We start from the raw sequence: 19,440 nt of genomic DNA, 5'->3' as shown, positions 1-19,440 counted from the left end.
CGGGACTGGCCAATTAGTTCCGCGAGGAACTAGTTTGGTTGCTTGAGCAGTCCGGAAGAGGCGCCAGCATAGTCGCGAGGCGGAACGCCCGGCTCTTCTGCCACATTGGCAGGGGCTTCTTCTACCAATGATTCGCGGAACAGCGGTTCCTGCGCCTTGGCCAGGAATTTGCTCTGCTCGGCCATGTGGCGATAGAGGGTCTGATACTGCTCGGCCAGTTGCTCCATCAGGGCGGCACTGTCGGCGAAGTGGGTGTTGATCTGGCCCTGATAACTCTCGAGCTCCTTGTGGGCCTTCTTCAGTTCCTGTTCGAGACGGCCAGCATCGCGGCTACGCACCGAAAAACGGCCGAGAACGATACCGATAATCAAGGCCGCGACAGCCAGCAGGATCCCAGTTAACAGACTCATAGATGCTCCTTGTTACAGCTAAAACAGAGTGGGTTTATGCGGTCGTCATAACCGCCATGCCTTGATGGCACTATACCGTGCGTCCTGAGGCCGTGATACCATTTTGTCCTCGACTCAGGGACTTGGAGAGGCGCTCAAGGATGACACCGCAGCAAAAATACCAGCAGGATCTGCTGCGCCCCGGCTTTGTGGCCGACCCCGCGCAGGGGATGGCCATTAGCAGGCTGGAGCGACTGTATCAGGATTTGCTACGGCGCCCGACTCCGACCAGATCTCGAGGGCTGCTGGGTTGGCTGCAAAAGCCCAAGCCGCCGGAGTCCGTCCTCGGTATCTATATGTGGGGCGGAGTGGGCCGAGGCAAGACCTGGCTGATGGATACTTTTTTCGACAGCTTGCCGGGGACGCGCAAGATGCGCAGCCATTTCCACCGCTTCATGCACCGCATTCACGATGAGCTGCAGGGGCTGAGCGGGCAGTCCGATCCCCTCAAGCTGGTGGCCAGCAAGCTTGCCAGTGAAACAGATATCATCTGTTTCGATGAATTTTTCGTCTCCGACATCACCGATGCCATGTTGCTGGGCACGCTGTTTCAGGAGCTGTTTGGTCACGGTGTCGTGCTGGTCGCCACTTCAAATATTCCGCCGCAGGATCTTTATCGCAACGGGCTGCAGCGAGCCCGTTTTCTGCCTGCTATCGAGCTTATCGAGCGCCATTGCGAGGTACTTAACGTGGATGGCGGTATCGACTATCGCCTGCGTACGCTGGAACAAGCCGAGATTTATCACTGCCCGCTGGACTTGCAGGCAAAAGCCAATCTTGACCACTATTTTCAGCAATTAACCGGTGGGCACACGGCTTGCGAGGGGACGTTCGAGGTCAATCATCGTCAGCTGGCGTCGCTCGGGATGGGGGAAGGGGTGCTCTACATGGAATTTGAGCAACTTTGCTGTACTCCCCGCTCCCAGAACGACTATATCGAGCTGGCCAGGCTGTTCCATACCGTTATGCTGGCCAATGTTCAGCCAATGGGCACAGGCACGGATGACGCGGCTCGCCGCTTCATTGCCATGGTCGATGAGTTCTACGAACGGCACGTCAAACTCATCATGTCGGCGGCGGTTCCCATGACAGAACTCTACGGCGAAGGGCTGCTGAATTTCGAATTCAAACGCTGTCTTTCGCGGCTTCAGGAAATGCAATCGCACGAATACCTTGCCAGAGTGCACCTTCCTTAGTCACAATACCGCGCCTGCCAGTCGGATGGGCATCTGCGGCAGGTAGGGCCGGGCGACATTTGCTGGTTTCATGGCAGTGAAATTAGCAGGTGATATTTAAGGCAACTTCACTTATAATCGCCCGGCCCACGTTACAGCTGTCGATAAGACAGCAACACTTTAAGCTTTACTTGTATTCGAAGGGGTACAGGTAGGCCATCGTTTGTTGTTTGTGGGAGAGCCCCCATAAGCAATTGGGTCTGTAACAGGTAATTGGGTTTAACTTAATGAAAACTTTCGTTGCCAAGCCAGAAACCGTAAAACGTGACTGGTACATTGTGGACGCAGAAGGTAAAACTCTGGGTCGTATCGCAACCGAGATCGCTGCTCGTCTGCGTGGTAAGCACAAAGCTGAGTACACTCCGCACGTTGACACCGGTGATTACATCATCGTTGTAAACGCTGAGAAGGTACACGTAACCGGTAAGAAATTTACCGACAAAATGTACCACGCTCACTCCGGTTTCCCGGGTGGTATCAAGTCAATCAGCTTCGACAAGCTGATTCAGCGTAAACCGGAAATGGTAATCGAAGCAGCCGTCAAAGGCATGCTGCCGAAAGGTCCTCTGGGCCGTGCCATGTTCCGTAAACTGAAAGTTTACGCAGGCGCCGAGCATGCTCATGCTGCTCAGCAACCTCAAGTACTGGATATCTAATCGGGAACTGGCAACATGGCAGAAAATCAATACTACGGTACCGGCCGTCGCAAAAGCTCCACTGCTCGCGTATTTATCAAAGCGGGTAGCGGCAAGATCGTAATCAACCAGCGCTCCCTGGAGCAGTACTTCGGCCGTCCGACTGCCCGCATGGTAGTTCGTCAGCCGCTGGAACTGGTTGAGATGACCGAGAAACTGGATCTGTACATCACCGTTAACGGTGGTGGCATCTCCGGTCAAGCTGGTGCGATCCGCCACGGTATCACTCGTGCTCTGATGCAGTACGACGAAACCCTGCGTTCCGAACTGCGTAAAGCTGGCTTTGTTACTCGTGATGCCCGTAAGGTTGAGCGTAAGAAAGTTGGTCTGCACAAAGCTCGTAAGCGTCCGCAGTACTCCAAGCGTTAATTCGCTTTTGGTACTCACTCTTTCGAGTGTCAAAAAAGCCTGGCAACCGCCAGGCTTTTTTTATTGGTAATATTACCGACATCAATGCTAACCACGCGTCACAAAAGACAAAAAATTGTTTCTTTATTGTTTTCATTGCTCACCGCTCTTTCTTGTCAAGTTGTTATCTTTTCTTTAAAATTTCCCCTGTTTTCTGTGGCAATTGTAAATCCAGCTTCCGCCGCTGTTGTCACGGGAAAAATGGGGAACAGGAACAGGGACACTATAAGAATGTGCGGAGTCCACATGGGAGAGTTTTTGGATGAGCAATGCGCCAGTTGATACCGGTCGCCGCAGATTTCTTACCTGGTCAACGGTTGCCGTTGGTGGGGTAGGAGCTGCGTTTACCGCAGTGCCGTTTATAAAGTCATGGAATCCGAGCGCCAAGGCCAAAGCAGCCGGTGCGCCGGTTGAAGTCGATATCAGCAAGTTGGAACCGGGTCAGCTCATCCGTGTCGAGTGGCGAGGCAAGCCTGTCTGGGTGGTGAAACGCACCAAACAGACGCTGGATGCCTTGGCCGCGCATGATGACAAGCTGCGGGATCCCTCATCTGAAGAGCCGCAGCAGCCTGACTATGCCCATAACGGGTACAGATCGATCAAGCCAGAAATTTTTGTCGCGGTCGGTATTTGCACCCACTTGGGGTGTTCACCTTCCTATCTGCCTGACAGCTTTGGCGAGCAGGTGCAGGGCGTTACGTCTGGCTTCTTCTGCCCGTGTCATGGCTCCAAGTTCGACATGGCCGGCCGTGTGTTCCAGGGGGTGCCTGCACCGCTGAACCTGGTCATTCCGCCCTATCAATTCATTAATGACACCACCATCCAGGTCGGTGCCGATGGCAAGGAGGCCTGACCATGTTGAGTAAACTGATGGGCTGGATCGATTATCGATTCCCGCTCACGGCCATGTACAACGACCACATGGCCAAGTATCCGGCACCGAAGAACCTGAACTTCTGGTACTTCTTCGGCTCGCTGGCCATGCTGGTGCTGGTTAACCAGATCATCACCGGTATCTGGCTGACCATGAACTACAACCCCTCTGCGGAAGGTGCGTTTGCCTCCGTGGAGTACATCATGCGCGATGTGGAGTACGGCTGGCTGCTGCGTTACATGCACTCAACCGGTGCGTCTGCATTCTTCATCGTGGTCTACATGCACATGTTCCGCGGCATGATCTATGGCTCTTATCAGAAGCCTCGTGAACTGCTGTGGATCTTCGGCATGCTGATTTTCCTTGTGCTGATGGCGGAAGCCTTTATGGGCTACTTGTTGCCCTGGGGCCAGATGTCATTCTGGGGTGCCCAGGTCATCATCTCGCTGTTTGGTGCCATTCCGCTCATCGGTGACGATCTGACCCTGTGGATCCGTGGTGACTACGTGATCTCCGGTGCGACCCTGAACCGCTTCTTCGCGCTGCATGTCATCGCGTTGCCGCTGGTGCTGGTGATGCTGGTTGCCATGCACATTCTGGCGCTGCACGAAGTAGGGTCCAACAACCCGGACGGTATCGACATCAAGAAGCACAAGGACGAGAACGGCTGGCCGCTGGATGCGGTGGCGTTCCACCCTTACTTCACCGTCAAGGATATGATCGGTGTCGCTGGCTTCCTGTTCTTCTTCTGCGCCATCATCTTCTTCAAGCCGGATATGTGGGGTTACTTCCTCGAGAAACCGAACTTTGAAGTGGCTAACGGTCTGAAAACTCCGGAGCACATTGCGCCTGTGTGGTACTTCACGCCGTTTTACGCCATTTTGCGGGCGGTGCCGGACAAGCTGCTTGGCGTCATCATGATGGGTCTCTCCATCGTGGTACTGTTCCTGCTGCCGTGGCTGGATCGCTGCAAGGTGCGCTCGGTGCGTTATCGCAGCATTCTGCACAAGCTGAACATTGCCCAGTTTGTGGTCTGCTTCATCATCCTGGGGGTGTTGGGGGTGCTGCCATCGACGCCGACGTTGACGCTGGTTGCCCAGATCTGTTCACTGGGATATTTCGGGTTCTTCGTCCTGCTGTTCTTCTATAGCAAGAATGAAAGCACCAAGCCGCTGCCGGAGAGGGTGACATTTAAATGAAAAGAATAATATTTGCAGTGCTGACCCTGCTGCCATCTCTGGTATTTGCAAGTGGCGGAGCTGTTCATCTGGACAAAGCCAATTACGATCTGAGTGACAAGGCATCGCTGCAACGCGGCGCGGCCACCTTCATGAACTATTGCGCCGGATGCCACTCTACCCAGTATCAGCGCTATAATCGGGTCGCAGAAGATCTCGGGATACCCGAAGATTTGATGAAAGAGAACCTGATTTTCACCGGCGCAAAGGTCGGTGACCTGATGAAGAGCGCCATGTCAGAGAAGGATGCCGCCAAGTGGTTTGGTGCGCCGCCCCCCGATCTGACACTGGTTGCCCGGGTGCGCGGTGCAGACTGGATCTACACCTATCTGCGCTCCTTCTACGTGGATGAGACCCGTCCGTTCGGGGTGAATAACGCCGTGTTCCCGTCCGTGGGCATGCCCCATGTGCTGGAGCCGTTGCAGGGAACCCCCCGTGCCGAGTTCGCTACTCACACGGTCGACGGAGTGGAAACCCAGCAGGTTGTCAGCATCAAATCTGACGGTAATGGTGAAATGGATGACGAAGAGTATGATCAGACGGTACTGGATCTGGTAAACTTCTTGGTCTACTCGGCTGAACCGGTACAACAGGAGCGTGAACGCATGGGCTTCTGGGTGCTTGGATTCATCGTGATCTTCTTCATCTTCACTGTGCTGTTGAAGAAGGAATTCTGGCGCGACGTTCACTAAGCGACCAGATACGGGTAATATAATGCACGGCAATGAAGACCAAGATGCTTCATTGCCGTTTCTGCTTTTTAATGACGGGAGGGTTCAATGGCTGTAGCTGCCAATAAGCGTTCGGTAATGACGCTGTTTTCCGGTGCCAACGATATGTTCAGCCATCAGGTGCGTATTGTCCTGGCGGAGAAGGGTGTTAGCGTAGATATCTGCCAGGTTGATCCAGCCAATCTGCCGGATGAGCTGGCCGAGCTGAACCCGTACAACTCTGTACCGACCCTGGTTGATCGTGAGCTGGCACTCTACACCTCGCGCATCATCATGGAGTATCTGGACGAGCGCTTCCCGCATCCGCCCCTGATGCCTGTTTACCCGGTTGCCCGTGGTAACAGCCGTCTGATGATGCACCGCATCGAGCTGGACTGGTACTCCCTGGCCGACAAGATCATGGCCGGTACCGATGCTGAAGCGGCACGCAACGAACTGCGTGACAACCTGCTGGCCATCGCGCCGATCTTCGGTGAAATGCCCTATTTCATGAGCGAAGAGTTCGGTCTGGTGGATTGCTACATGGCACCGCTGCTGTGGCGTCTGCCGAGCCTTGGTATCGACTTGACCGGTCGTGGCGCCAAAGAGCTGAAGGCCTACATGGTTCGTCTGTTCGAGCGTGAGTCCTTCCAGGCTTCCCTGACCGAAGCCGAACGCGAGATCCGTGCTGGCGTATGAGCATGGAACCGACAATGACACCGAGCCGCCCGTACTTGTTACGGGCGTTCTTTGACTGGTTGCTGGACAACGATCTGACCCCTCATCTGGTGGTCAACGTCAACATTCCCCATGTGATGGTGCCGATGCAATTTGCTCAGGATGGGCAAATTGTACTGAATATCGCGCCCCGAGCCGTGATGCAATTTCACATGGATAACGAGGCTATCAGCTTCAGTGCCCGCTTTGGCGGGGTTTCCCAGCAGGTTTACATCCCGATGGCAGCCGTACTGGCTATTCATGCCCGGGAGAACGGCGTGGGCACCATGTTCCCGCCTGAGCCGGGTTACGATATCTGGCTGGAGCAGGCCGAAGCGCCGGTGGAGCCTGAGCCGGAACCGCCGCGTCCAAGCGGTCGTCCGACCCTGAAGGTGATCAAATAAAAAACGCAGCCGATTGGCTGCGTTTTTTTATGTGCGGTCGAGCTTAGTTCTGGGCGAACTCGAAGGCCTTGATCACGCGCTTCACGCCGGTGACATGGCGGGCGATGTTGACTGCCTGCTCTCCCTCTTGGCGAGTCACCAGACCAATCAGGAACACCTCGCCGTTCTCGGTGACCACCTTGACCTTGGTGCTGTCGAAGTTCTTGGTGCCGAACATATCGGCTTTCACCTTGGAGGTGATCCAGGAGTCATTGCTGCGGGTGGTGAAACTGGCAGGTTGGCCGATGCGCAATTCGTTGTAGACGTGGCGCACCCCTTCGATGCGACTGACAATTTTGCCCGCCTCAATCTTGTAAACGTCAGAAGGTGTCTGGCCGACCAGCAGGACGCGGCCATTGTTGCTGTAGACGCTGATCTTGCTGGCTGCGCTGAGGGGTTTGTTGTCGGCCAGCAGATTGGCCGCTTTCAACTCGATGGTCTGGTCATCCCACTGCGCGCCCAGCGTTCGGCGATCGCCAGAGGCCTTGGCAGTCCCTGCGGCGCCGCCAACAACCAGGGCTGCGCAGCCTTGCAGCAGCAGGGTGCTAACCAGCAGACCGAGCAGGATAGTGTGCTTTTTCATGGTTTCAATCTTCCTGTTGCGGGAAAAGTGTCTGGTCGATGAGATCACACAGGCAGTGCAGGGTCAACAGGTTCACTTCCAGAATGCGAGGGCGACGGGCGGAGGGAACACGGATCTCCACATCGTTCGGGCCGAGCAGACCTGCCATTTCGCCACCGTCACCCCCGCTCAGCACCACTATGGTCATGTCGCGGGAGAGGGCGGCTTCAGCGGCCTTGATCAGGCTGCGGCTGTGGCCAGAGGTGGTGATGACCACCAGAATGTCGCCAGGCTGGCCCAGCGCGCGGATCTGCTTGGCGTAGACCTCTTCAAAACCGTGATCGGTGGCGATGGCGCTGATGGTTGCCATGTCCGGGGTCAGGGCCATGCCGGGCAGGGAGGGGCGCTGGGTCTCGTAGCAGTTGACCAGCTCGGAGATGAACAGTTGCGCCAGTGCGGCAGAAGGACCGTTACCGCATGCCAGCACCTTGTGGCCATTGAGCAGGCAGATGGTGATCATCTGGGCTGCAGTATGGATGGCATCCGGCAGCGCCTCGGCGGCGGCTATCTTGGTCTGGATGCTTTCGGTGTAGTTCTCTTTGATGCGGTCAGTCATAGGGTCCTCTTAAAATGCGTTCTGGATCCAGGCTGGCTGGTCGCCCTCGAACGCAATCACATCGAATCGGCAGGCCTGATTGGCCTCGTTGATGGCATGTTGCTTCAAATAGTGGCGCGCTGCCAGCATGATCTTGTGCTGTTTGCTGCGGGTGACCGAGCTGGCGGCCCCGCCATGGCTGCCGGTAGCCCGGTAGCGCACCTCAACAAACACCAGGGTCTGGCCCTGGTGCATGATGAGATCTATTTCACCGCCACGACAGCGGTAGTTGCGAGCTACCGGTTGCAGGCCCCGAGCCTGCAACCAGCGTTCAGCGACTTGTTCAAAGTGCTGTCCCTTGCTCGTTGGTGAGGGGAACAGGCTCGGCAACTGCTGGCGTATCCGTTTCCATAGTTCCTTCATTGGAGGGCTCCTCCAGTTGCTGAACGGCGTTCTCGTCGACCAGTTTTCCGTTCTGGTAAGTACCCCAGCTCAGCATCCGCACGATATTGCCCTGGGCATCCACGCTCAGCTGACCGCTCATGCCGGCCTGCTGCATGCCACCCACCTTGCGCATCTGCTGCAGGTTCTCAGCCAGGCTGACGGCATCGTAGCCCATGGCAAACAGACGCAGCAGGTCGCCCTGGGTCTGCGGCCAGAGCAGGGCGATTTGCTCGCGCTGTTTCTCGTAGCCACCCAGCAGCAGCGGCATATCGGCGATATGCATGCCGTTGAGCTCGGAGGCGACCTCGGTGGCGGCGCTGTCGTAGCCACGGGAGCTGGTGTAGATGGGCAGGCTGCCCATCGGATTGACCGAGACATCCACGTAGGGCTTGATCATCCGGGTTTCCAGGCTGTTGGCCACCACATAAACGGCATCGATGCTGCGCGGTGCGGCATCAGAGAGTTGCACTACCTCGCCAGCACGGGCGGTAGCGCGGCCGCTCAGGGCATTCTTGACCATCCCCTGTACTTCGTTGCGGGCACCGAAGGTGGCAACGACCGGTTTATCCTGGCTCAGGGTGGCCCAGCTCTGCTCGAACGCCTTGATACTGCTGTAACCGATCCGCCCCTGGGCGGCGATCAGCAGCGGTTTGCGGTAGCCCTGGGTGTAGAGGTACTGGGCTGCCTGTGCGGCATCTGCGGCGGCAGAGAGGGAGAAGTAGTAGGTGGTGTCGTTGACGACCGGCTTGTCCAGCTCGTTGAGTGCCAGCACCGGCACGGTCGGATTGGCCTTGAGCAGCTCCTCGACCCTGTCTTTCAGCAGCGGGCCGATGATCATATCAGCCCCTTCCTGAATCGCCTGCTTGTAAAGGTCGCCGGTCGACTTGCTCTGGGTGTCGTAGAAGTTCAGGGTGAATTGCCCCTGATTTTCCTTATAAGACATCAGCATACCGTTACGGATGGCGGCGCCCTGCGGCTCCAGATTGCCGGAGAGGGGCAGCAGCACGGCGATCTGTTGCACCGAGGTGCTGGCAGTGGCCGCCAGATCGCCCAATCCTGCCGGCATATCCTTCTGGGCTGGATGGTTGGGGAAGTCACGCTTCCAGCCTGCCAGCTGCCGCGCCAGCAGGTTCGGCTGGGCGCCAAACTCGTTGACCAGTGCAGCCAGTCGCAACCAGCCGGTGGTCACATCAGGGGCCGGAGCCTCTTCCAGCGCTTGCAGGGTGGAGGGGGTCATGCTTTTGAGCAACGACCAGATTTGCTGATGGTTGGTCGCCTGCTCGCTCTGATTGAGGTAGGGCTCCAGTGCAATCAACGACTTGGCTGCGCCAAACTTGTTGTTGATGTCGAGCTGCAGCACTACGCGCTGGCGATACCAATCCTTTTGGGTATCGGCATCAAGCACCACCTCGGGTTTGCCTTCCAGCAGGATCAGCGCCTGATTGGCGTGGCCTTGCGCCAGCAACAGATGGGCTTGCAGCAGTTGCAACTGCGCCTTCTGAACGGGATCCTTGGCCTGCTTCTGCAATTGCTGGAACAGTGCCGAGGCCGGTTTGGCCTGGCCCAGCGCCAGATAGCTGCGTGCCGCCAGCATCTGCCAGGTAAAGGCCTCGGCCGGCTTGGCCGGATCCACCTGCTCAAGATACCACTGGGCATTCTTGGTCAGATTGGAGAACGCAGAGGGCATGCCTGATGGCCCTGACGGTTGATTGGGCTCCGACGCACAGGCGGCGAGCAGTACTGCCGCGAGTATGATGCCGAAGAGTCGTGATACACTTAGCTGCTTTGTAACCCGGTTCAAGTTCATTCCCCGACCAGTGTTGAAGTTCCCCATAGTGTAAACGGGCCAATATGGCGACACAATTGTCGGGGCACTCGGAGATCCCATGAGTGACATCCCAACCCTGTATATAGTCCCCACTCCGATCGGCAATCTGGCGGACATCACCCAGCGTGCATTGGACATTTTACGCAGTGTCGATCTGGTGGCAGCCGAAGATACCCGTCATACCGGTATCCTGCTTAACCACTACCAAATCTCGGTGCCGACTTTCGCCCTGCACGATCACAACGAGCAGCAGAAAGCCGATGTGCTGATTGGCCGGATCAAAGAGGGCAAGAGTGTTGCGCTGGTCTCCGATGCCGGCACCCCGCTTATTAGCGACCCCGGTTATCACTTGGTCACCCGCTGTCGTGAAGCCGGGGTCAAGGTGGTGCCGCTGCCTGGGCCCTGTGCCGCCATTACCGCCCTGAGCGCGGCCGGTCTGCCCACTGATCGCTTTGCCTTTGAGGGCTTCCTGCCCGCCAAGAGCAAGGGACGTGACGATCGCCTGCAAGCCGTTATTGAAGACACCCGCTCGCTGGTGTTCTACGAATCCCCGCGCCGTGTGCAGGATACAGTAGAAGCGATTGCTCGCATTCTCGGCGAGCGTCAGGTGGTGGTGTGCCGTGAGCTGACCAAGACCTTCGAGTCGATCCACGGTCTGCCAGCGTCCGAAATGCTGACCTGGCTTGGCGAGGATGACAACCGCTGCCGCGGCGAGATCGTGCTGGTCGTGGCTGGTGCCTCCAAAGAGGAAGAGGAGCTGCCAGCTGAGGCGATCCGTACTCTGGGTCTGCTGGTGACCGAACTGCCACTGAAAAAAGCGGCCGCCCTGACCGCCGAGATCCACGGCGTGAAGAAGAATGCCCTCTATAAATACGGTCTCGAGCACTATTGAGCCGGTTAAGATGCCGTAAGGCTGTTTTTTTGACCTGAGCAATCCTTTGCATCGACAATCAGTCAGCCTGTAAACGGGGGCCAAAGCGCGATAAATGGCTGTAAACGGGAATTGCCGGTTTACCCCGTGCGTATCGCAAGGCTATAATCCGCGCCTCGGAGTTGGCTGGGCAATCGCTGCTTCGTCGTTGTGTCCCTCGGGACAGACGGGCGGAGGGGAGGAAAGTCCGGGCTTCACAGGGCAGGGTGCCAGGTAACGCCTGGGGGGCGTGAGCCTACGACCAGTGCAACAGAGAGCAGACCGCCGATGGCCCGCAAGGGATCAGGTAAGGGTGAAAGGGTGCGGTAAGAGCGCACCGCGCGACTGGTAACAGTTCGTGGCACGGTAAACTCCACCCGAAGCAAGACCAAATAGGCCCCTATTGGCGCGGCCCGCGTTGGGGGCGGGTAGGTTGCTTGAGCCAGCGAGCGATTGCTGGCCTAGAGGAATGATTGCTACCCGGGGCAACCCGGTACAGAACCCGGCTTACAGGCCGACTCCGACCTCATTCCGAAGAGCCCCGCGATTTATCGCGGGGCTCTTTTTTATGCATGAGAAAATATGGCTTCGTTGGCAGGATATTCTCGGTCTTGTCATTTTGAATGAAATTATATGTTTTAAATCAATCGAATAGTTTCGTATTTGGCACGATGGCAGCGATAGATGGTGATAGAACCCGGGATGGTTGTTCGCACCCGCATATTGTGTGTGTTCTCAGTTCATTCACTTATTTCAATTAATCACCAGAGTTTAACGCCAAATAACTTGTGGAAAATCAACCTACTCAATCCGCAGCATGCAATTGCTGCGTCAATATGTTCCCTCTGCCCCATCTCCTTGCTTGAAAAGCCCCCTGCACGTCCTTAAACTTCAAGGTGGGGAAAAGTGGATCAAAGTGGTTTTTAGAGGGGCAATCTGCCTGCTCACTCACCTTCAGGGACTGCAATTTGTTGCGTGGCGCTCATGCCATCAGCCTGGACAGTAAAGGGCGGCTGGCAATTCCGACCAAATTCCGTGATTGGCTGCGCGATGAAAGCGACGGCCAGCTGGTCTGCACCATCGATATTGCCCATCCCTGTCTGCTGCTTTATCCCCTGAATGAATGGGAAGAGGTCGAGCGCAAGCTCAAGACTCTCTCCAGCATGAATCCGCAAGAGCGCCGTTTGCAGCGACTGCTGCTGGGACATGCAACCGAATGCGAGCTGGATGGCAATGGCCGTCTGCTGCTCAGTCAGCCACTGCGCAACCATGCGGGGCTGGACAAGAAAATCATGCTGGTGGGCCAGCTCAACAAGTTTGAGCTGTGGGATGAAGCCCGCTGGCAACAACAGGTCAATGACGACATCTTGGGTCTGCCCGGGGACGATTGGGCAAGCTCACCACGACTACAGGATTTCTCTTTATAAATGACCCAAGCCGCTGAACACATCACAGTGCTGCTGCACGAAGCCGTTGAAGGTCTGGCCATCAAGCCGGATGGTGTCTACGTCGACGGTACTTTTGGCCGTGGTGGTCATTCTCGTCTGATCCTGCAGCACCTTGGCCCCAATGGCCGCCTGATCGCCATCGACCGCGACCCGCAGGCGATCGCCGAGGCCGCCAAGATCCAGGATCCCCGTTTCGAAATCGTGCATGGCCCCTTCTCCGGCATCGCCTCCTATCTGGATGAGCGCGGTTTGCTGGGCAAGGTGGATGGCTTCCTGCTGGATCTGGGGGTCTCTTCACCCCAGCTGGATGATGCCGAGCGTGGCTTCAGCTTTATGAAAGATGGTCCGCTCGATATGCGGATGGATCCCACCTCCGGTCAGAGCGCCGCCGAGTGGCTGGCCAAGGCCGATGTGGATGACATCGCCTGGGTGCTGAAGACCTTCGGTGAGGAGCGTTTTGCCAAGAAGATCGCCCGCGCCATCGTGCACGACCGCGTGACCGAGCCTTATGTGCGTACCCGCCAACTGGCGGAGATGATTGCCCGGGTCAATCCGAGCAAGGAGAAGGGCAAGCATGCGGCAACTCGCAGCTTCCAGGCCATCCGCATCTATATCAACAGTGAGCTGGACGAGATCGAAACCGCGCTCAACGGTGCATTGGACGTGCTGGCACCACATGGCCGTCTGTCGGTGATCAGCTTCCATTCACTGGAAGACCGCTTGGTGAAGCACTTTATTCGCAAACACGAGAAGGGGCCGGAAGTGCCTTACGGCATTCCGTTGACCGAGGCCCAGCTGGCTGGCGGTCGCAAATTGAAGTCGGTCGGCAAGGCACTCAAGCCTTCTGATCATGAAGTATCTGAAAACAGCCGGTCACGCAGCTCGGTGCTGCGGGTTGCCGAACGGCTGGCGGAGTAAGCGATGAGCGAAGTGCGTGTTCATCTGGCCAAGGAGATCGTTGCCGATCTCTGGCGGCACAAGCTGCAGATTTTTCTGTCGGTCGCCGTGCTGGTGACCGCGTTTGCCGTGATCCTGGTGACCAACATGACCCGTGGTCTGACGGCCAAGCAGAACGATCTGATGGCAGAAGAGGATCGCCTCAATATCGAATGGCGCCACCTGCTGCTGGAGCAGGGCACTCTGGCTGAGCACTCCCGGGTGGCGAGTCTGGCGATGGACAAGTTGCAGATGGGTCGTCCGCTGGTGACCACCGAGAAGGTAATTACCCAACCATGAAACGCAAGGCTACAGCCAAAGCTGCCAAAGCGAATGTCAAAGCGCCATCTATCTATCCATGGCGCTTTCGCACGCTTGCGGTGTTTATCGGCATCGCGTTTGTGGGTCTGATCCTGCGTCTGGCCTGGATCCAGGTGATCAATCCGGATCGCCTGCGTCAGGAAGGGGACATGCGTTCCCTGCGTACCACCTCTACCCAGGCGGTACGCGGCATGATCACCGATCGCAACGGCGAGCAGCTGGCGGTTTCGGTACCGGTCGAGGCGGTCTGGGCCGATCCCAAGACAGTGCATGAATCCGGTGCCATCAATAATGAGCGAGCCTGGCTGGCGCTTTCCGCCGTGCTCAAGCTCGACATCAATACCCTCAAACACCGCATCGCCAACCCCAGCAAGCGCTTCGTCTATCTGCAGCGTCAGGTTACTCCTGCGGTGGCAGAATATATCAAGGGGCTCAAGCTGGGTGGCGTCTACCTGCGCCCAGAAGCACGCCGCTTCTATCCGACCGGCGAGATCAGCGCCCATCTGGTGGGGGTGACCAACATCGATGGCAGCGGTATTGAAGGGATTGAGCGCAGCTACAACGAGTGGCTGACGGCGACACCCGGCGAAATGCGGGTACGAAAGGATCGTCAAGGTCGCGTCATCGAGCGGCTTGGCATCGTCAAAGAGGGCAAGAACGCCAACGATCTGCAGCTCAGTATCGATCAGCGGGTGCAGGCTCTGGCCTACCGTGCCCTCAAGCGGGCAACCGACGAGAACAAGGCGACCTCCGGCTCCATGGTGATGCTGGATATCAAGACCGGTGAAGTACTCGCCATGGTCAACACCCCCTCCTATAACCCGAACAACCGCGGCCAGTATCAGAGTTTCCGGGTACGCAACCGGGTGGTGACCGATACCTACGAGCCGGGTTCGACCGTCAAGCCATTGATTTTGCTCAGTGCCTTGCAGGCAGGTGTCACCAGCTGGAAAGATTTCATTCCCGGTGGTCCGCTCTTTATCGGTGCCAAGCAGATCAAGGACGTCAGTATCCACAAGGCGACCAACCTCTACGATATCCTGCGTTACTCCTCCAACATCGGTATGTCGCGCATTGCGCTGCGGATGCCGGCGCAGGAGATGATCAATACCCTCAGCATGTTCGGCTTCGGCATGGATACCGGCAGCGGGCTGATGGGCGAGAGCAGCGGCATGCTGCCCCAGCGTCGTCGCTGGTCCGATATCGAGCGGGCGACCCTCTCGTTTGGTTATGGTCTGCGAGTCACCCCGCTGCAGCTGGCTTCCGCCTACGCCACCCTGGCCAACAAGGGCAAACGGGTGCCGCTCTCCATCGTCAAGGTGACTACGCCGCCCAAGGGGGAGCAGGTGATTGATCACAACAACGCCGCTGCCATGTTGCAGGCGCTGGAGTATGTGGTCGACAACGCCATTCCAAAAGCCAAGATCCCGGGCTATCGGGTCGGTGGCAAGAGTGGTACCGCCAAGGTCGCCGTCGCCGGTGGCTATGGCAAGGATTACATGGCCTGGTTTGCCGGTTTCGCACCCGCCAGTGATCCCCGTTTCGTCATGGTGGTGGTGATCAACGAGCCAAAAGGCAGCGCCTATTATGGCGGCGCCGTGGCGACCCCACCGTTTGCAGAGGCCATGGGCGGGGTGCTGCAGCTCTTCAATATTCGTCCCGATGCGGTGCCGCCAGCGGTGCCCACCAAACTTGCCCGTACGGAGGCTTCTCTTGTCCCGCGCACTTGATGCATTACTGCGCCCCTTCGGTATCCAGGCGCCGGCGCTCACCCTGACCGATATCCAGCTGGATAGTCGGCGGGTTGGCCCCGGCTCGCTTTTCGTGGCCATTCGTGGTCATCAGGTGGATGGCAGACGGTTTATCGAACAGGCGGTGGCTCAGGGAGCGACCGCTGTTGTGTTTGAGGAGGATGGTGAATTTATCCCACCATCGACTCCGGTTCCCTGTATCGGGATGCGGGATCTGCCCGCTCACCTCTCTGCTCTTGCGGGCTATTTCTACGATCAGCCAGCCCAAAAATTGGATCTGGTCGGGATCACCGGCACCAATGGCAAGAGCACTACTGCGCTGCTGGTCGCCAACTGGCGCACCCTGCTGGGTGGCAAGGCGGGTGTGATGGGCACCATCGGCAACGGCCTGTTTGGCAATTTGATCGAAGCGGAAAATACCACCGGCAGCGCCGTGCAGGTGCAAGCCAATCTGGCTGCGCTGCAAGAACAGGGCGCGGATCTGGTGGCGATGGAGGTCTCCAGCCACGGTCTGGTACAGCACCGCGTGGCAGCTTTGCCCTTTGCCGCCGCGGTTTTCACCAATCTGAGCCGGGATCACCTCGATTATCACGGCACCATGGAAGCCTATGGCGCGGCCAAAGAGCAGTTGCTGCAGCTGGTCGATGAGCCGAATGCGGTGATTAACCGGGATGACGAATTGGGTTCCAAGTGGCTCGAAAAATACCCGGCAGCGGTGGCGTTCAGCGTTAATGGCCCGATTGAACACCATTCTGGCCGTCAATTAACGGCACAGCAGCTCGATTTTCACCAGCAAGGTTTTCGTGCGCAGATTAACTCCAGCTGGGGGAATGGTGTATTATCCTCCCCCTTGCTCGGGCGCTTCAACGTCAGCAATGTGCTGGCCGCGATGGGTGTGATGCTGGTGCTCGGTTACGACTTCAACGAGTTGCTGGCGACAGCGCCTCAGTTGCAGCCGGTGACCGGTCGCATGGAGTGTTTCGGCGGTGGTGATACGCCGCTGGCGGTGGTCGATTACGCCCACACCCCGGATGCGCTGGAGAAGGCATTGCAGGCCCTGCGGGTGCACTGTACAGGCCTGCTCTGGTGCCTGGTCGGCTGTGGTGGCGACCGCGATCGCGGCAAGCGCCCCATGATGGCCGCCATGGCCGAGCAGTATGCGGATCGCGTGATCCTGACCGACGACAATCCCCGTACCGAGGAGCCGGCCCGGATCATGGCCGACATGGTGGCGGGTCTTCGCGATCCTGCTGCGGTGCAGGTTGAGCACGACAGGGTCAAGGCGATTTCGCTGGCCATCGGTCAGGCGAGCAAACAGGACATCATCCTGGTGGCCGGTAAGGGTCACGAGGATTATCAGATCATTGGAACCGACAAGCGGCACTACAGCGACCGGGAAACCGTCGCGGCCGCCTTGCACACATTATTGGAGTCATTCAAATGATGACCCTCAGGCTTGCCGAGCTGGCGCAGGTACTCGATGCCCGTCTGATTGGTAACGATGGCGAGATCAGCGTCGTCAGTACCGATACCCGCACTCTGGGCGCGGGTGCCCTGTTCGTTGCCCTGCGCGGCGAGCGCTTCGATGCCCACGATTTTTGCGAGCAGGCCGTTCAGGCAGGGGCCTCTGCCCTGCTGGTCGAGCGTGAACTGCCGCTGGCCATTCCCCAACTGGTGGTAGCCGATACCCTCAAGGGGTTGGGCCGCCTTGGCAAACTGGTGCGCGAGCGCATCAACCCGAAAGTGCTGGCCATTACCGGCAGCTGCGGCAAGACCACGGTGAAGGAGATGGCAACCGCCATCCTGCGCAACGAAGGGGAAGTGCTGGCCACCGCTGGCAACTTCAACAACGAGGTGGGCGTGCCGCTCACCCTGCTGCGCCTCGAGCCGCAACACAAGTTTGCGGTGATGGAGCTGGGGGCCAACCATCCGGGCGAAATCGCCTGGACTACTTCACTGGCCAAACCCGATGCCGCCATCATCAACAACGTGGCGGCAGCCCATCTGGAGGGCTTCGGCTCGCTGGAAGGGGTGTTCCACGCCAAGAGCGAAATTTTTGAGGGGCTGAGCCAAGGTGGCACCGCCATCGTCAATGCCGACAACGAATTCTGGCCGAAGTGGCGGGAACGCGGCATTCAGTGCGCCTTCTCCATCGACGATCAGAGCCAGCCGTTCCACGCGCGCAACCTTGTGCTCAACGAACAAGGCTGCGCCGAGTTCGTGATGGTGACCCCGCAGGGTGAGCTGAGCCTGACTCTGGCGATCCCGGGTCGCCACAACGTGGCCAACGCACTGGCTGCTGCCGCGGGCTGTCTGGCCCTCGGCGCATCCCTCGGCTCCGTCAAGGCGGGGCTGGAGCAGATGGCGCCGGTCAAGGGGCGCTTCTGCGTGCAGCGCTGGGGCGGTCTGACCCTGGTGGACGATACCTACAATGCCAGTGTGGAATCCGTGCTGGCGGGCATCGATGCCCTGACCGCCATGGGCGGCTTCAAGGTGCTGGTGTTCGGTGATATGCGGGAACTGGGTGAGGAGTCTGCCGAGCAACACGCCCGGGTTGGCCGTCATGCCCGCGAGCGCGGTCTGGATGCCGTGCTGACAGTGGGGGAAGAGAGTCGCCACACCGCAGATGCCGCGGCTGGCCGACATTTCGATAACAAGGCGTCGTTGTTTGAAGTGCTTGCGCAAATGATAAATACACATCAGGAAATTTCGATTCTGGTCAAGGGCGCCCGTGGCTCCCGCATGGAAGATATCGTCGAGATGGTCAAAGGCCATCAGGAGTCAGCCACATGCTAGTCTGGCTGGCCGAACTGCTCACCCCGCACTTCACCTTCTTCAACGTCTTCTCCTACCTGACGTTTCGCGCCATCCTGTCGATCATCACCGGACTGGGGGTTGCCCTCTGGATGGGGCCACGCCTGATACGTCGCCTGCAGATCCTGAAGTTTGGTCAGGTGATCCGCAACGACGGTCCCGAGTCCCACCTCAGCAAGCGGGGCACCCCGACCATGGGTGGCCTGATGATCATTGCTGCGATTTTCACGTCTGTGCTGCTCTGGTGCCGCCTCGACAACCCCTATGTCTGGCTGGTGCTGTTTGTGCTGGGTGCCTATGGCGCCATCGGTTTTGCCGACGACTACCTCAAGGTGGTGCGCAAGAATACCGACGGCCTGATCGCACGCTGGAAGTATTTCTGGCAATCCGCGGTAGCGCTGGCGGTGGCGGTGTTCCTCTATGCGACCGCAACCCATGAGGGACAGACCCAGCTGGTGGTGCCTTTCCTCAAGGATGTGATGCCGCAGCTTGGCTTGATGTTTATCGTGCTGACCTACTTTGTCATCGTCGGTACCTCCAATGCGGTCAACCTGACCGACGGTCTCGATGGCCTGGCCATCATGCCGACCGTGATGGTGGCGGGGGGCTTTGCCCTGATCGCCTGGGCTACCGGTAACGTCAACTTTGCCAGCTACCTGCACATTCCCTACGTGCCCTATACCTCCGAGCTGGTGATCGTCTGTACCGCCATCGTCGGGGCGGGTCTTGGTTTCCTCTGGTTCAACACCTATCCGGCGCAGGTCTTTATGGGGGACGTCGGTTCCCTGGCACTGGGCGGCGCGCTCGGCACCATCGCCGTGCTGGTCCGTCAGGAGTTCCTGCTGGTGATCATGGGCGGCGTCTTCGTGATGGAGACCGTCTCGGTGATCCTGCAGGTGGGTTCATACAAGCTGCGCGGCGTGCGGATCTTCCGCATGGCGCCGATCCATCACCACTACGAGAAGAAGGGCTGGCCGGAGCCGCGCGTTATCGTGCGTTTCTGGATTATCACCCTCGTGCTGGTGCTGCTGGGTCTTGCCACCCTGAAGGTGAGGTAAGGCC

At 58.1% G+C, this 19,440-nt stretch carries 21 protein-coding genes and 1 other RNA gene; 17 read left to right on the top strand and 5 right to left on the bottom strand.

Annotated elements, in window-relative coordinates:
* Positions 1–29: 29 nt before the first annotated feature.
* Positions 30–410, bottom strand: coding sequence for a YhcB family protein (locus AB5Y90_RS10095; RefSeq protein ID WP_005356646.1), 381 nt, complete (start codon positions 408–410; stop codon positions 30–32).
* Positions 411–550: 140 nt separating this feature from the next.
* Between AB5Y90_RS10095 and zapE the strand changes: the two genes are divergently transcribed.
* The 8 genes from zapE to AB5Y90_RS10055 all read left to right on the top strand — a co-directional run bounded on the left by zapE (position 551) and on the right by AB5Y90_RS10055 (position 6,730).
* Entirely contained in the window at positions 551–1,645 is a 1,095-nt protein-coding gene (zapE, locus tag AB5Y90_RS10090) for a cell division protein ZapE (RefSeq protein ID WP_101530519.1), read from the top strand.
* Positions 1,646–1,911: 266 nt separating this feature from the next.
* Positions 1,912–2,340 (top strand): 50S ribosomal protein L13, encoded by a 429-nt coding sequence (gene rplM, locus AB5Y90_RS10085; RefSeq protein ID WP_005336289.1) that lies wholly within the window; start codon positions 1,912–1,914, stop codon positions 2,338–2,340.
* A 15-nt stretch (positions 2,341–2,355) separates the two neighbouring features.
* A complete protein-coding gene (gene rpsI / locus AB5Y90_RS10080; protein ID WP_005336286.1) occupies positions 2,356–2,748 on the top strand; it encodes a 30S ribosomal protein S9 in 393 nt (130 codons plus the stop codon).
* Between the two features lie 301 nt (positions 2,749–3,049).
* The gene (gene petA / locus AB5Y90_RS10075; protein WP_005336284.1) at positions 3,050–3,640 is read left to right on the top strand and encodes a ubiquinol-cytochrome c reductase iron-sulfur subunit; all 591 of its coding nucleotides are present in this window, start codon (positions 3,050–3,052) and stop codon (positions 3,638–3,640) included.
* A 2-nt stretch (positions 3,641–3,642) separates the two neighbouring features.
* On the top strand, positions 3,643–4,860 hold the full coding sequence (locus AB5Y90_RS10070) for a cytochrome bc complex cytochrome b subunit (RefSeq protein ID WP_307896073.1): 1,218 nt from the start codon (positions 3,643–3,645) through the stop codon (positions 4,858–4,860).
* Entirely contained in the window at positions 4,857–5,591 is a 735-nt protein-coding gene (locus AB5Y90_RS10065; protein WP_005336280.1) for a cytochrome c1, read from the top strand. Before AB5Y90_RS10070 ends, AB5Y90_RS10065 begins: the two co-directional genes overlap by 4 nt.
* Positions 5,592–5,678: 87 nt before the next feature.
* Positions 5,679–6,308: a stringent starvation protein SspA gene (sspA, locus tag AB5Y90_RS10060; protein ID WP_005336279.1), complete on the top strand. Its 630-nt coding sequence runs from the start codon at positions 5,679–5,681 to the stop codon at positions 6,306–6,308.
* Positions 6,305–6,730: a ClpXP protease specificity-enhancing factor gene (locus AB5Y90_RS10055; RefSeq protein WP_005336278.1), complete on the top strand. Its 426-nt coding sequence runs from the start codon at positions 6,305–6,307 to the stop codon at positions 6,728–6,730. The genes sspA and AB5Y90_RS10055 overlap by 4 nt, the downstream gene beginning before the upstream one ends.
* 43 nt (positions 6,731–6,773) lie before the next feature.
* Here the strand turns inward: AB5Y90_RS10055 and dolP are convergent, their stop codons facing one another.
* Genes dolP through AB5Y90_RS10035 form a run of 4 tightly spaced genes read right to left on the bottom strand, consistent with a single transcriptional unit; the run spans position 6,774 to position 10,057 of the window.
* Positions 6,774–7,352, bottom strand: a complete 579-nt coding sequence (gene dolP / locus AB5Y90_RS10050) for a division/outer membrane stress-associated lipid-binding lipoprotein (RefSeq protein WP_005336277.1) — start codon at positions 7,350–7,352, stop codon at positions 6,774–6,776.
* 4 nt (positions 7,353–7,356) lie between these two features.
* Positions 7,357–7,947 (bottom strand): SIS domain-containing protein, encoded by a 591-nt coding sequence (locus AB5Y90_RS10045; protein ID WP_005336275.1) that lies wholly within the window; start codon positions 7,945–7,947, stop codon positions 7,357–7,359.
* Positions 7,948–7,956: 9 nt separating this feature from the next.
* Complete coding sequence (locus AB5Y90_RS10040) at positions 7,957–8,349, bottom strand: YraN family protein (protein ID WP_058057529.1); 393 nt, start codon at positions 8,347–8,349, stop codon at positions 7,957–7,959.
* A complete protein-coding gene (locus AB5Y90_RS10035) occupies positions 8,270–10,057 on the bottom strand; it encodes a penicillin-binding protein activator (RefSeq protein ID WP_307896077.1) in 1,788 nt (595 codons plus the stop codon). The genes AB5Y90_RS10040 and AB5Y90_RS10035 overlap by 80 nt, the downstream gene beginning before the upstream one ends.
* A 199-nt stretch (positions 10,058–10,256) precedes the next feature.
* Between AB5Y90_RS10035 and rsmI the strand changes: the two genes are divergently transcribed.
* From rsmI to mraY, 9 genes are all read left to right on the top strand, one after another.
* Positions 10,257–11,090 carry a 16S rRNA (cytidine(1402)-2'-O)-methyltransferase gene (rsmI, locus tag AB5Y90_RS10030; RefSeq protein ID WP_307896078.1) on the top strand — a complete coding sequence of 278 codons (834 nt, stop codon included), beginning with the start codon at positions 10,257–10,259 and terminating at the stop codon, positions 11,088–11,090.
* A gap of 157 nt (positions 11,091–11,247) precedes the next feature.
* An RNA gene (gene rnpB / locus AB5Y90_RS10025) (RNase P RNA component class A) lies at positions 11,248–11,634 on the top strand.
* Positions 11,635–12,076: 442 nt separating this feature from the next.
* On the top strand, positions 12,077–12,535 hold the full coding sequence (mraZ, locus tag AB5Y90_RS10020; protein WP_013723406.1) for a division/cell wall cluster transcriptional repressor MraZ: 459 nt from the start codon (positions 12,077–12,079) through the stop codon (positions 12,533–12,535).
* Entirely contained in the window at positions 12,536–13,474 is a 939-nt protein-coding gene (gene rsmH / locus AB5Y90_RS10015) for a 16S rRNA (cytosine(1402)-N(4))-methyltransferase RsmH (RefSeq protein ID WP_047438668.1), read from the top strand.
* A 3-nt stretch (positions 13,475–13,477) separates the two neighbouring features.
* Positions 13,478–13,792, top strand: a complete 315-nt coding sequence (gene ftsL / locus AB5Y90_RS10010; protein ID WP_005336166.1) for a cell division protein FtsL — start codon at positions 13,478–13,480, stop codon at positions 13,790–13,792.
* Positions 13,789–15,543 carry a peptidoglycan glycosyltransferase FtsI gene (locus tag AB5Y90_RS10005; protein WP_005336163.1) on the top strand — a complete coding sequence of 585 codons (1,755 nt, stop codon included), beginning with the start codon at positions 13,789–13,791 and terminating at the stop codon, positions 15,541–15,543. Before ftsL ends, AB5Y90_RS10005 begins: the two co-directional genes overlap by 4 nt.
* Positions 15,476–17,008: a UDP-N-acetylmuramoyl-L-alanyl-D-glutamate--2,6-diaminopimelate ligase gene (murE, locus tag AB5Y90_RS10000; protein ID WP_368166847.1), complete on the top strand. Its 1,533-nt coding sequence runs from the start codon at positions 15,476–15,478 to the stop codon at positions 17,006–17,008. Before AB5Y90_RS10005 ends, murE begins: the two co-directional genes overlap by 68 nt.
* Positions 17,005–18,360, top strand: a complete 1,356-nt coding sequence (murF, locus tag AB5Y90_RS09995) for a UDP-N-acetylmuramoyl-tripeptide--D-alanyl-D-alanine ligase (protein ID WP_307896083.1) — start codon at positions 17,005–17,007, stop codon at positions 18,358–18,360. The genes murE and murF overlap by 4 nt, the downstream gene beginning before the upstream one ends.
* Complete coding sequence (gene mraY / locus AB5Y90_RS09990) at positions 18,354–19,436, top strand: phospho-N-acetylmuramoyl-pentapeptide-transferase (protein ID WP_005356635.1); 1,083 nt, start codon at positions 18,354–18,356, stop codon at positions 19,434–19,436. The genes murF and mraY overlap by 7 nt, the downstream gene beginning before the upstream one ends.
* The last annotated feature ends 4 nt before the right edge of the window (positions 19,437–19,440 follow it).

The organism is Aeromonas sp. R4-1, assembly GCF_040908325.1.
GTDB lineage: Bacteria > Pseudomonadota > Gammaproteobacteria > Enterobacterales > Aeromonadaceae > Aeromonas > Aeromonas veronii.
The sequence above is the reverse complement of the archived record's forward strand: the minus strand, read 5'-3'. Positions and strand labels throughout refer to the sequence as shown.